A 13,382-nucleotide genomic window follows, 5' to 3' on the forward strand; every position below is an offset into this window, starting at 1 on the left:
CGATTTTGTCCTGTCATGGCCATAGTCGTTATTTCGCCGGTTTTCAGACGGTGGTCGATAAAGAAGATGCGCGAATCATCAAGGATAAATACTCTTTCGAAGAGGGTAGCATCGGGTTAGGTCCCGATGAAATTCCACATTTGCCTGATTATTATAAAATTTCCAAACCGAGGATTGTCAGATCATCTTCATATCTGCCAGTGGTCGAATGTTCACGTCCAATGCCATAGAGTTGCTCAATGATTTGCTCTACGGGTTTCTCGATATGAGGCAAAAGTTTGTTTCTGATTTGATAAGGGTGAAGCATTTCATTTTTATGATTGAGCGTTTCAGTCAGCGCGTCCGTGAACATGATAAACTTGTCTCCGGGAACCATCTGAATGGTTTGTTCCTCATATTCCGCAAGAGGGTAACTGAACGTTCCGACGACAGTCCCGTGTGTTTTCAGAAACTCAATCTTGCCCTGTTGCGGGCGTATCCATAAGTTTGCGGGCGTTCCGGCATTGGTGTAAGTCAGCGTGTTGCCGGAGGGATCCAGCAATGCGTAGGTCATGCAGGCAAACTTATGATTTTTCAGTTTTTCCTTGATGTAACTGTTCGTCAACGAGATGGCTCTGGCGGTTGATTCTCCGGATTGGCGCGCATAGGAAAAAGTGAACAGAAAGGTAAAGGCCAGTAACGACGCGGAAATTCCATGTCCCATGACATCGCCAATCACCAGGCCGACCTTTTGGTCATCCATCTGAAAAACATCATAAAAATCGCCGCCAATCAGATCTGTGGTTTCATATTTATGGGCAAAGTGGATGTTGGGAATTTGAGGAAATTCCTGGGGCAAAATCACCTTCTGGGTTTCACGAGCCAGTTGCAGTTCCTCCAGCATTCGGCTTTGCTGGCTGTGAATTTGTGCATGAGATAACTCAAGTTCCCTGAATTTTTCTTCCAGTATGAGTCGGGTCTGATTGAGTTCATTTTCATGCCGCATCCGCCGGAGTGTTTCTTCTTCCAGTTCAATAATCGTTTTTTTCAGTTCTACAGTACGCTGATCCACCATCTGTTCCAGGTTGATGCGGTTCCAGTGAGCTGTCAGCAACGCCTGGATCCTGGCCAGCAGGACAGCGCTATGGATGGGTTTGTTGACAAAATCTGACGCGCCAATGCTGAAACTTTGAGCAACCAGTTGTTCGCTGATGTCTCCGGTCAGCATGATGACAGGTATCTTTCCAAATTGAGGATGTCGCTTAAGATCCTGTAGCAAATTGAGTCCGCTGACACCCGGCATGTGGATGTCCAGCAGGATCAGATCAAACTGGTCTGATTGCAGAATCGGAAACAAAAACTCGGAACGGACAATAAATTTAGGAATGTAGTCATGATCTTTCAGCAAGGTGACCAGAAACTCCACCGTTTGCCGATCATCATCGACTACCAGAATTTTAGCTTTTTGAGGGGACATAGAGGCCTTTTTAATCCAGAACAGGAAGAAATGTTGAAACAAGGGTCTGAATTTTATTTGAGTCTCCAGCAAACACGGCGTCCTTCAACTCCAGTACGAAAGCCTTTGAAAGGCCTTTTTCAGAAGACAGATAGTGGTCAATTCGTCCAATGGATTCAAGCAGTGTTGCACCATCATACACAGGAATCTGCAAGAGATGATTCAGTTCCATACGTAGCTTCTGTTTGATTTCTAACGGCAGTGTGCCCTCCTGTTTCAGTGATTCCTGTTCAATGTCTGATCGTTTGAGATATTTTGCCAGTACAGGCATCAGCATGGCGTGATCTACCGGTTTGATCAGATAATCGTTGATTCCGGCTTCAAGTGCGGATTTTTGCTGTTCCACGAACGCATGGGCCGATATTGCCACGACAGGAATCCGCTGAAACTGGGGATATTGTCGGATAATACGGGTGGCCTCCAAGCCATCCATACCGGGCATCTGCATGTCCATCAAAATCAGATCAGGAATTTCCTGTCTTACTGCGGAAATTGCTTCGTGTCCGTTTTTTGCCAGCACAGGCTCAATTCCAAGATCACGAAAAAGCACCATCATCATTTCCTGGTTCATGAGGTTGTCTTCCACCAGCAGGACTTTGTTATCACTGGAAAAATGGAGGTCTGAAAATGAATTTTCAGAGGCCTTCATATCAAAAGCGCCCTTGGTCAGTGGCAGAAACACTGAAAAAGTTGAGCCTTTACCCACCTGGCTTTCCACTTGAATTTCACCGCCCAGCAAATCGACCAGCACTCTTGTGATGGAAAGTCCAAGCCCCGTTCCCTGAAAATCATCGGGTATGTCATGAATCTGCTCAAAATTTTCAAAAATGAGTTCCAGTTTTTCTTCAGGAATCCCTATTCCCTGATCCACGACCTGAAAGATGAGCCAGTCCATGTTGCAACTCACCACCAGCATCACAGATTTTCCTTCAGGAGTGAATTTCAGCGCATTGCTGAGCAAATTCATGAGTATCTGATTGAGTTTGGTGCGGTCGGTGATGATCACAGACGGCAGATCGGGCGCGATTTCATAGGTGAATTCAATGCCCTTCTGCAACGCGGTGGCCTTGTTGATGTGATAGATCCCCTGAATCAGCAATTTCAGATTCAACGGACCTGTCAGGATTTCCAGTTTACCAGCCTCAATTTTTGCCAGATCCAGAATGTTATTGATCAATTCGGACAGGTTTTGTCCACTGGTCCGGATGTTTTCCATGTATTGTAAAATCTCTCCGGGCAAGTCATATTCTTTCGCTTTTTTGAGCACAATTCCGCCGAATCCGATGATCGCGTTCAGTGGCGTTCGGATTTCATGGCTCATGTTGGCCAGAAACTGTGTTTTGGCGTGGTTGGCTGTTTCCGCATGATCTTTGGCTTGTTGAAGTTTTGCGGTCATTTCATGCAGTTGCCGATTCAATATCTCAAACTGCCGGGCTTTGTGAGTGATCAGGGAAAGCTTGTCGCTGAGCACAACCGCAAAAATTCGGTAAAACAGGCTTTCCAGTGTATCTACAGCAAGATTGGTGTATTCCTGAATATCTCTGACCTGAATGCTGAACAGGTCTACCGGGGTCTGGGCAACTACGGTATTCACGGAAGGGCGGGTTGAGATCACCGCCATTTCTCCAAAAATATCCCCTTTTCTGCGCAGATGCATGAGCAATTCACCCAGCGAATAGACACTCACCACACCTCGATTGAGCAGGAAAATACGATCATTCAAGGAGCCTTCTTCCATCAGCACCGTGCCCGCTGGGTATTTCTCGAGCCTGGAAAGCGGGACAATCTGTGCAAGAAAGTCTTCAGGAAGGTTATTGAACAACCTGGATTCCTGAAGATATTTGAGAACTTCCAGGTTTTCCTGAATGAGTTTATCGGATTTATCAGGCATCATAGGCACTCACAGAATTGCTAAAGTTATCCAGAGGGTAAACATGAAATGGAATCATATTTCCGTACGCAAGCAGGTTTTCAGGATTGACATCAATTGACTGGATTCTAACGGTTTGGTCAAATAGTAATCGGCACCGCTAAGCATGGCTTGTCGTTGCTGATCTGTGAAGGCATCTGCCGAAAGGCCAATGATCGGAATTGTGATGAACATATCCATGGCACGAATTTTTTGAATGGCCTCCAGACCATCCATCACAGGCATGTGCATATCCATCAGGATAACATCGGGTAATATTCCTGAATGGGAAAGTTCATGCAGTTTTTGGATTCCGGTCTGTCCATTATCAGCAAGTACGATTTCCAAACCGATTTCCTCAAACAGTGCTTTGATCACTTCCTGGTTCATCAGATTGTCTTCACACACAAGAATACAGTTATCTTTCGCAAACGGGACATCCCAAATTACATCCGCCTCAATCGTATGCTCCGGGACATCTGCGGGAATGAATGGTATCCGCAGGACAAAGGTGCTTCCACCACCGGGAGTATCTTCCAGTTGAATATTGCCATTCAACAACCGTGTGATTTTTTCCACAATGGTCAATCCAAGGCCTGATCCGCCAAACTTGCGGGTGATGGTTCCATCGGCCTGTTCAAAAGGCAGAAAAATCGTTTGTTTTTTTTCATCCGGGATCCCCATCCCCTGATCAATAACGTGGAATATCAGCCATCCTTCATTGACTTTTGTTGTCAGACAGACTCGTTTTCCATCAGAGGTGAATTTGATCGCATTGCCCAGCAAATTGATCAGAATCTGGCGTAATTTACCTCGATCGGAATGAATATATACTGGAAAGTCCGGATCAATCAGGTTTTCATACCGTAAGTGTTTTTCACTGGCCTGTAGATGATGCAGTCCAAAAATTTCGTTGATCAGCGCCTTCACGTTGAAGGCTTCAGATTGAATCTCCATTTTACCGGATTCAATTTTGGTCAGATCCAGAATGTTGTTGACCAGTTCAGTCAGACCGATACCCGCTCGATAAATATTATCCAGATAATGCTGAACTTTCCCGGACAGGCCCAGGCTGTCTTTTTGTTTCAACAGGATACTGCTGAAACCATTGATTGAATTCAGCGGAGTTCGGATTTCATGACTCATGTTGGCCAGAAAAATACTTTTTGCCGCATTGGCTTTTTCAGCGTTTTCTTTTTCGGAAAGTAATTTCTGATGGGTGAGTTGATGCTGGGAAACTTCTGTAAGCAATGCTTTTGTCCGTGATTCTATCTGTTTTTCCAGGTTTTCATTGAAACTCTTGAGTTGCAAAGAACTCTGATGCAATTGTTTAGACAATGTTTCGACTTTCACAAAACTGGAGGAAAATTTCTGTGAAAGCAAATGAGCCTGACTGAGAATCAGAAAAAAAACACCCACAGGTCCCAGATACATGGTGTGAATGATTTGATTTGCATGGAGAGTGTCCTGAAGGAACGCCAGAAAAGCGGCCAGAAACCCCATAAAAAAAATGAAGGAACCCTCCTCTCGCTTGCGGATAATTCCGAGCATGAGCTTGATATAATAGATTCCCGCAACCAGTACGATCATTTCAAACAGCAATGGCCCCCATGAATAGAGAACTGGAGGCATCAGGATAATGCTGGCAGTAAAAACAATGGAAATCCCGTAACACCATTTAATGATCCGGGATTGGGGATGTTCTGGAAAAACAGAATGGAAAAAACTGAGAAATAATGGAAATGAAAAATACATGGATACATATTCCATAGACAGTTGCAGTTCCCATGGAATGTCTGGAAACATCATGGTGATATAGCGTTCTCCGGTGGAAATGTTGCGTATTGCCACCACCAGACAGAAAATTGCGAAATACAGTGCTGATTTATCCTTTCTGCGCATGTAAAATAGTCCAAAGTGATACATGAACATGATCACCAGTGCTCCCAGCAGAAACAGATGAAGCGCAATGTTCATTTCCCGGGCGTTGTTTATCTGAGAAGAAACACCCAGTTCCAGTTGTTCCCAGAGTCCACCCTTGCGGTAATGAAAGTTGGAGACATGAATCACGATCTCCAGTTGTGACGAAGATTCAGGAATATGAATAACATGAGGGCGAAAATCAGGTGTTGAATTCTTTTCTGAAAGCCCCGGGGATCCATTACCTGTCAGAAAGTTTTGATTCACGAACAGGGAATAAGCGGTAGACGCGTTCATCAGTTTGAACGATAAATCAGGATAGGAATGTCCCAACAGAATCACCAGACGGTAAGTCGCGTATCCTGTTCCACCTACAGTATTTCCGGAAATCCTGTGGTCATTCCATACGCCTGGAACTTTCATCATTCCAGTTCTTTCCGGAGGGGATCTCCGGTGGAAATCTTCAGGCATGATGAACTGTTCATAATAAAATTCCCAGTCTCCATCCAGATTGATATTTCCCTGGTTTTCCAGATCCCAGTCCCTCAGATCAAGCACACCATTCACAGCAACAGGATGAGGCGAGACGGTTCCCTGTATCTGGGCAAACGCAGACAACGACAGTATCGTGAAAAAATGGCAGAAAAGGAAAAATACATGGAAAAATAATTTCATGATCCAAATGAATGAGAAGGTTACCCTGCGAAACTCACTAAAATGATCTGAATCTCCGTGAGTCTGTATCATCTGGCAGGAAATTCATCAACTATAGTTGCTGATATTTTATCATGGAACGCGTCAATAACGGTGAGAACCTGATCGGGTGTGATGTCCGTCATGCATTGCAAGGGTGGAGTCAGCTTACAGTGGCCTTTACCCGTTTTGCTACAGGGACGGCAGGGCAGTTGAGATTCAATCAACCGGCTTTGCAGTAAAAAGGGCGCAAAGCCAAATTCCCGGACGGTTGGGCCGAAAATGAGCATTGCCGGAGTTCCTACCGCTTCCGCCATGTGTCCCAGGGACGTGTCATTGCTGACGAGAAACCGGGCATGTCGCAATAAAGCGGCTGTTGCCAACGGCGATAGCTTCCCGGAAAGATTGATCACCTGTTCGCCGAAATGAGCTTCCAGTTTTTCTGCTTCAGGTTCTCCCGGGCCACCGATCAACACAATCCTGTCCTGGCGCATGAGGAGATTCCGAATCAGTTCCTGAAAATATGCCAGCGGCCATTGTTTCAAGGGAAACGATGCTGATGGTCCGGCACAAACAAACGTGCCTGTCCGCAGACCATGTTGCCGCATCAGCTCCTGAATGGTTTGACGATCCTTGTCTGACGGATAAAGTTCGGTATGACTGGCCAGGCGTGATCCCGTTTCACGTTGAAGCGGTTGCAAATAATATTCACGTTGGGAAAGGGCGTTTTTGAGCAGGTTGATTCGGGCATGGACCAGCAGGTTCCGTTTCAGGTTCCGTTTGGGAAATCGCCAGACTGTGACATCATGTTTTGTGCCGAAACCCCTCAAATTCCAGCAGATCCAGCGACTGCGAAGAGAGCCATGCAGATCATAAATCAGATCAAATTGTTGTTGTTTCAGGCGTTGAATGAGTTGCTGTAGCTCTGACCAGGATTCTTTGCGTGGATGAAACAGGTAGTCATCAATGTAGGGGTTGTTGCACAGGATTTCGCCAAAGCCCCGGGAGGTGAGCAATGTGACATGGCATTCAGGCGCAATTTTTTTAATTTCACGAAACACCGGAGTTGTCAGGACAAGGTCTCCGAGTGAGCTGAAGCGAATGACAAGAATTCTTGCAGGAAATGAGGAGGCTCTGTTTTTCATAAAATTTGCATTAACTCCAGCCATAGTGGTTGCCATAGTCAAACATGGCAAATTATTCACCTCAACTCAGGTACCATCATGGATATACGACATCTTCCGCTCCATCCGCTGCCCGGAAAAAGTTCTGTGACCTCAAGCTGGCAAAATCTTTCTGAAAATATGGGACAGGGGTTAAGCCTTGATCAAATCAAACAGTTTCGCAACGACTTTGAAAAGGAATCCACTGCGCTTCATCAACTGGACACCGGAGAACATCAGGCCTTGCTGGTCACCATGTATGAAGGCACAGAAAAACTGCTGAATAAAAATATCAGTCCCTTTGAAGTGACGTCCTATCTGGAAAATCTGAAATCAAATGCCAGGGAACTCCACCAGCAGGGCGTTTCCATTCATGAATTCAGACACTCACTCAACTGGCGTTCCCAAAGCACCCTTGCCGACATGATTCATAAAACTTGAATTCATGCCTGCTGTAAATAATTTGGTGATGAAATCCTGTGATCCGCCACGATGTCATCCCCGTGAAAACGGGGATCCAGGAGTGCGCCGATGGATTCCGTGTCAAGCACGGAATGACACCGCGCGATGGCTTGAATCGGTTGCCGTCACCAGAAAATTTACAGCAACAATTCATGCGCCACTGATAGACATTTTTTCCACCTTGAATGCCGGTGCAAGAATAGAACTGCGGTCATCAATTTCATCGGCAATCATGTGGATATTTCGTAGCATGTCCATGAAAGTGCTGGCGATGGTGAATTCATTGACCGGTTCCGCCAGTTTTCCATTACGAATCCAGATTCCCTGCGCCCCCCTTGAATAATCTCCTGTGGTCAGGTTGGCCCCCTGACCTGACATGAAAGTCAGGTACAATCCATCTTTCACACTTTCAATCAGTTCCTGTTCTGTCACATTGCCCGGTCGCAACAGCAGATTGGAGATTCCGCTGGCATGGCCGGTGGTGGTCATTCCCATTTTTTTTGCGGAATACGTGGACAGCATGTAATTTTTCAGGGTGCCTTCCTCAATCAGCACCAGCGGTTTGGCTTTAACACCCTCACTGTCAAAATAACGGCTCCCGAGTTTTTCAGGCATCAGTGGATCATCCATCAGATAAATTTCTGAACTCGCAATGGATTCATTGAGCTTGTCCGCCAGAAAAGAATGTTTCCGGAACACATTTTCTCCCATGAGCGCGCCCGCCAGATTGCCAATGAAACTGCGTGCCATTTCGGGGCTGAAAACCACTGGAACTTCCGTGCTCTTTGGCTTGACCGCTCCGATTTTTCGCAAAACCCGTTCACGGGTGATTTCCGCGATTTTGTCGAGAGAATCCAGTTTGTGATAGCGGCGATTGCAACTGTACCAGCCATCGGTCTGTTTCCGTGCGGTATTGATTCCCGCGGGATCATGGTCTTCCACAAAGGCCGAGATGCCGATATTGAAGATGTTTTTGGTGTTTCCATCCGCAAAACCGTTACTGTCCGCATAGACCGAATGAGAGATACTGTCGGTGTAATAGGATTGTTCGGAATTGAGACGCGCATCCAGTTTCAGCACTTTCTGTTCGAGTTCCATCGCCTGCCTGATTTTTTCTGAGGCCTCATACGACTCATAAGCAGGATCCACAAAATCCAGATTGCCTTCCGCACGACCCTGGAGTTCTGGATCAGGCAGGCAGTAAAACGGATCTTCGCCCATAAAGGGCAATGATCCGAGGGTGTCAATGATCAACGGTTTCAAGACCTCAATTCTTAAATCATTGGATGAAACGGAGGATCGTTTCTGGTCTTTTGCGACAATGACATGGACGCCGGTTGAGCGTGCGTCTTTCAGCAATTCGATTTTTTGTTCCCTGATTTCAACCTGAAACGACACCGCGCTGCCCAGCGTTACGGTCACCTGTTCCGCACCCTGTTTTCTTGAAAACTCAATAATTTCCCGTGCCAGTTCCTTATATTCCGCAATCACATGCCTCCTACTGTAAGCTCTGAAATCAATACTGTTGGCAACCCGACACCTACCGGAACACTCTGTCCGTCTTTTCCGCAGGTCCAGATGCCTTCACTGAACGCGAAATCATTTCCGACCATTGTTACCCGTGACATGGCGTCAGGACCATTTCCGATCAGAGTAAAATTTTTGATGGGGTAGGTCATTTTCCCGTCTTCCACCATGTACGCGATGGTGGGAACAAACACAAAATCTCCATTGGAAATATCGACCTGCCCGCCATTGAACGATTCACAATAAATCCCGCGTTTGACGGAAGCAATGATGTCCTGCGGTTCAGATTCGCCATTTGCCAGATAGGTCACAGTCATGCGTGGCAACGGATAGTGCGCATAGGATTCACGCCGACCGTTGCCGGTTGCGGGTGTGTTGAAATGAGCTGAACTGATGCGATCATGCATGTATCCCCGCAATATGCCTTTTTCAATCAGCACGTTTTCTCCGGGCAAATTGCCTTCATCGTCCATATTGATCGCGCCTCTGTCAAACGGAATGATTCCCGCGTCATAAATGTTACACAATTCAGAGGCTACTTTTTCACCAAGACGGCCACTATAGGCCGAGGTGCCTTTGCGGTTAAAATCAGCTTCCAGCGGATGTCCGACCGCCTCATGCAACAGAATACCTGATTGTGCGGGACCTAAAATCACGGGCATCATTCCGGAAGGGGCCTGTTTGGCGCTCAACAGCAACAGTGCTTTTGAGGCGGCGTCACGGGCGATCAATGTTGCATGATCTGCCTCTTCCAGAAACTCTGTGCCATAGCGTCCACCGACTCCGGCACTGGCGGACTGGATATGTTTGTCTTCCTGGGCCACACAATGGACATTCAACCGGAACATCGGCCTGGAATCACGGACAATCAAGCCTTCAGACGTTGCGATCTGGATCAATCTCAGGGTGTCAGACACGGATGCCGTCACTTTGATAATCCGTGGGTCATGATCATGGGCAATTTCTTCGGTGCGTTGAATCAGTTTGATCTTCCGGGTGAGGTCCATGTCTGTCACTGAATGAACCACCGGATAATAATTGTGTGGAATTTTTTCATTGAAGCGAAAGGCGTTCGCCAGGTTGACAGCACCGCCGGAAGCAATGGCGGCGGCGGAACGCGCGGCCTCCAGCATCGGTTTGATATCCAGCGATTCACTGTAGGCATAGCCGGTCTGATCGCCTTTCAGCACACGGATTCCAACCCCTGTGATCACGGCTCTGGAAGAATTTTTAATGATTCGTTCTTCCATGACGACTGAATTACGGAAGGTATACTCAAAATACAAATCAGCGTAATCACCACCATTTCTCAAGGCCTCTGACAGAACACGGCGCATCACAGCGTCATCAACTCCCATCTGTTTTTCAAAAATTCCTGATGGAGAATAGGACATTAACGGGTTTTGTGATAACAACGCTTCATTGGACGCCATGACTGGTCTCCTGAAAAAAGGTCTGTTAAACGTTGGTGGAACTAGATAGTTTTTCCGCATGATCAAGAAATTCAATCATGCAGTCGGCGGAACGTGAATAAGCGCCAGTTTCGCCGAGTACATGGCGAATCTCCTCAAGACTTCCAATCATAGTTTGCCGGTAATCCCGGTCTTCCAGCAGTTGGACCACCTCATGGAACACGGCCTCGGCTTTGAGATCGTTCTGAAGCAATTCCTCAACAATTTTGCGGCCGGCAAGAATGTTGACCATGCCAATAAATTGGATTTTAGCGAGTTTTTTGGCAATCCAGAAACTCAGGGCGGAAACCTTGTAAACAATCACAAACGGAATCCTGGCCAATCCTGTCTGAAGTGTGGCTGTTCCAGAACAAACGACCGCCGCGTCCGCGCTATAAATACATTCCAGAAATTTTCCCGGAAGCACGCTTACCGGTAAAGACTTGTTTTCGAGATATTGCTCAATCAGGGAAACTGGCAGTGTCTCAGAAACCGGGAGCAGGAACCGGACCTGACGGAACCGTTGATGCAACAGAACCATGGCCTCTGCCAACACAGGCATGATTCGGGTGATTTCACCGGGACGGCTTCCCGGCGCAATGGTGATCAGTGGTGAGTTTCCACTGGCATGGAACGGTTCCCTGAACTGTTGCACCTGATCCTGTGGGATCCCTTCATCCAGCAGGGGATGACCGACAAAGGTGACATTCATGCCCAGTTTCCGGTAAATTGGTTCTTCGAAAGGAAACAAAACCACCATCTTGTCAACCACCTGCACAATTGTTTTGAGGCGGCCTGCTCTCCAGGCCCAAACCTGGGGACTGTTAAAGAAAATGACAGGAATGCCGATATGTTTGATATGTCCCGCCAGTTTTAAATTAAACCCGGGATAATCGATAAGAATGGCCGCCTCCGGTTTTTCGAAGGACAAGGACTGTTTCAGTTGTTTGAGAATACGGAACATGCGGGGCAGATGCCGCAAGACTTCAATCAGTCCATGGACCTGAAGTTGATTGATCGGCACAATGGATCGAAATCCGGCCTGGATCATTTTGGGACCGCCCACACCATAAAATTCCAGTTGAGGCTGTCGTTGTTTCAATTCACGAATCAGAGCGGCTCCATGCGAATCGCCGGAGGCTTCACCCGCAACCATAAACAGTTTCATAAAACCTTGATCAGTGTGATGTCATGAATGCTTCAGATCCGGAAATGAGCTTGAAACAACTGGATGAATTGCTCTCACATGAACTGGAAAGATTGATGGAGTCTCCGGAAATCCGGATTCCTGAACAATTCCGTCATGAAGCCCGGATATTTCAAAAACATGGTGTTTTATGGGCAGAAACCCTGGAGCAGGACCGCAAGTTGTACAGCCGGTTTTTTCAGGAACATCCCCCGGTTTACCTCAGTGAGCTGCGTCAACAGGCCGAAACCCGCAAACAACTGGATCCGGTCATGGTGGATCAGCATTTGAGATTTTACCTCAAACAAAAAAAACAGGATACCTATCAAAATCATCTCCTGTATCTGGCAAATCTTTGTCTGCGTCTGGCTAGAAATGTCAGGAATTCACAACAGCAGATCAACTGGGTATTCAGGAGTGTTGATTTTTTAAGAATGTATCAACAGTGTGATCATAAAGCGATTGATATTAAGGTTTCCGCTTTAATAGTCCATATTTTTTCTGTGTTTCCGGAAAAATACAGTGAAAAATTTGATAATGAACAAAAAATTCATCAGGAGTTACGTTATCTTTATCACCGACAACAGCGTCTATCTCATACAGGTGCCACCCAGAACGACCAACCGGTCGCGCGTTTCCGGCTGGGACAACACTATCTGAAACAAAAATGTTTTTATGATGCGTTTGTTCATTTTTCATTTGTGTTGGATTACCTGGAACAGAGACCACCGGCTCATTCACGAGGGATATTCAGTAAAATGAGAGCGCATTCCGCACTCGGCCATTTATTCCAGGAAATGATTCACTTCACGCAACCTGGCAATGCCACACTCCTGAAGCATTTCGTAGACCGCTATAACCGGGATTTCTCAAATGAGGGCGAATGGGCAATCACGCCCTTCAAACGAAACGATGTGGTCGCGATGCGAAAAACAAAGGAAGATCTGGTCAGAATGGCCAATCATCATTTTCAGCAGATTGAAGGCACCGGCCAGCACATGAAAAAGGGCGGTATCCTCATCACGGATGCGGTGCTGAAATTTTTAGACGATTTTCGCTATCCGGCAGATGTGGTGCGTGCCATGAGGCAGTCCCGAAAAGAACAGTTTTTGTCAAGAAATCAGTTTCAGTCTGTCATGGAAAGTTCTTTGTCACAAAGCCTGTCCGAAGAATTGGTGAAGGAACTTTGGACGCTGCTGTTGAAAGACAGAGACAATCAAACGTCATTGTCATATCTCAAACTGAAGCATCATCCACACTGGAAGCCGCTTTATTCGGACGCATTGCATCAAATTGCCAGAAATTATGAACGAATGGGAGCCGGAGACCGGGCCTTGGCGTATGCGAAACAGGCGTGTCAGGTTTTGCCCGACAGTAAAGAAAAATATGTTCTGGAACAAAAACGATTGTTACTGACGTATATCAAACAACTCTGCCATGATCAGGAATTGATCTTTCGCCATCATACTGGCTGGAAGCGTTTCAAGGAAGGAACAGACGCGTTTATTGAAATCACCAGTATCAATGAACACCTTCAACAACAGACCAACTGACCCCAACCTTATCCTGCTTGCTC

9 protein-coding genes are annotated in these 13,382 nt (G+C 46.5%); 2 read left to right on the forward strand and 7 right to left on the reverse strand.

Annotation, left to right across the window (positions count from 1 at the left end; translation table 11 throughout):
• Window positions 1-151: 151 nt before the first annotated feature.
• The 4 genes from HQM11_00705 to HQM11_00720 form a co-directional block, all read right to left on the reverse strand.
• On the reverse strand, window positions 152-1,456 hold the full coding sequence (locus HQM11_00705; protein ID MBF0349517.1) for a SpoIIE family protein phosphatase: 1,305 nt from the start codon (window positions 1,454-1,456) through the stop codon (window positions 152-154).
• Window positions 1,457-1,466: 10 nt separating this feature from the next.
• Window positions 1,467-3,389 carry a response regulator gene (locus HQM11_00710; GenBank protein MBF0349518.1) on the reverse strand — a complete coding sequence of 641 codons (1,923 nt, stop codon included), beginning with the start codon at window positions 3,387-3,389 and terminating at the stop codon, window positions 1,467-1,469.
• Window positions 3,390-3,440: 51 nt separating this feature from the next.
• On the reverse strand, window positions 3,441-5,999 hold the full coding sequence (locus HQM11_00715) for a response regulator (protein ID MBF0349519.1): 2,559 nt from the start codon (window positions 5,997-5,999) through the stop codon (window positions 3,441-3,443).
• Between the two features lie 68 nt (window positions 6,000-6,067).
• Window positions 6,068-7,162 (reverse strand): glycosyltransferase family 9 protein, encoded by a 1,095-nt coding sequence (locus HQM11_00720; GenBank protein ID MBF0349520.1) that lies wholly within the window; start codon window positions 7,160-7,162, stop codon window positions 6,068-6,070.
• 78 nt (window positions 7,163-7,240) lie between these two features.
• Between HQM11_00720 and HQM11_00725 the strand changes: the two genes are divergently transcribed.
• Window positions 7,241-7,621, forward strand: a complete 381-nt coding sequence (locus HQM11_00725) for a hypothetical protein (protein MBF0349521.1) — start codon at window positions 7,241-7,243, stop codon at window positions 7,619-7,621.
• 171 nt (window positions 7,622-7,792) lie between these two features.
• Here the strand turns inward: HQM11_00725 and HQM11_00730 are convergent, their stop codons facing one another.
• The 3 genes from HQM11_00730 to lpxB form a co-directional block, all read right to left on the reverse strand.
• Complete coding sequence (locus HQM11_00730; GenBank protein MBF0349522.1) at window positions 7,793-9,133, reverse strand: TldD/PmbA family protein; 1,341 nt, start codon at window positions 9,131-9,133, stop codon at window positions 7,793-7,795.
• Window positions 9,130-10,563 (reverse strand): metalloprotease TldD, encoded by a 1,434-nt coding sequence (gene tldD, locus HQM11_00735; GenBank protein MBF0349523.1) that lies wholly within the window; start codon window positions 10,561-10,563, stop codon window positions 9,130-9,132. Before tldD ends, HQM11_00730 begins: the two co-directional genes overlap by 4 nt.
• A 64-nt stretch (window positions 10,564-10,627) precedes the next feature.
• Window positions 10,628-11,788, reverse strand: coding sequence for a lipid-A-disaccharide synthase (gene lpxB / locus HQM11_00740; GenBank protein ID MBF0349524.1), 1,161 nt, complete (start codon window positions 11,786-11,788; stop codon window positions 10,628-10,630).
• Between the two features lie 23 nt (window positions 11,789-11,811).
• On the opposite strand from lpxB, the gene HQM11_00745 reads away from it, so the two are divergent.
• Entirely contained in the window at window positions 11,812-13,359 is a 1,548-nt protein-coding gene (locus HQM11_00745) for a hypothetical protein (protein ID MBF0349525.1), read from the forward strand.
• Window positions 13,360-13,382: the final 23 nt, after the last annotated feature.

This window comes from SAR324 cluster bacterium, assembly GCA_015232315.1.
Lineage (GTDB): Bacteria > SAR324 > SAR324 > SAR324 > NAC60-12 > JADFZZ01.

Bases quoted from the DNA above. Each gene is read 5' to 3' on its own strand.
- HQM11_00705 (MBF0349517.1), bottom strand. From the start codon at position 1,456: ATGTCCCCTCAAAAAGCTAAAATTCTGGTAGTCGATGATGATCGGCAA.
- HQM11_00710 (MBF0349518.1), bottom strand. From the start codon at position 3,389: ATGATGCCTGATAAATCCGATAAACTCATTCAGGAAAACCTGGAAGTT.
- HQM11_00715 (MBF0349519.1), bottom strand. From the start codon at position 5,999: ATGAAATTATTTTTCCATGTATTTTTCCTTTTCTGCCATTTTTTCACG.
- HQM11_00720 (MBF0349520.1), bottom strand. From the start codon at position 7,162: ATGAAAAACAGAGCCTCCTCATTTCCTGCAAGAATTCTTGTCATTCGC.
- HQM11_00725 (MBF0349521.1), top strand. From the start codon at position 7,241: ATGGATATACGACATCTTCCGCTCCATCCGCTGCCCGGAAAAAGTTCT.
- tldD (MBF0349523.1), bottom strand. From the start codon at position 10,563: ATGTCCTATTCTCCATCAGGAATTTTTGAAAAACAGATGGGAGTTGAT.
- lpxB (MBF0349524.1), bottom strand. From the start codon at position 11,788: ATGAAACTGTTTATGGTTGCGGGTGAAGCCTCCGGCGATTCGCATGGA.
- HQM11_00745 (MBF0349525.1), top strand. From the start codon at position 11,812: ATGAATGCTTCAGATCCGGAAATGAGCTTGAAACAACTGGATGAATTG.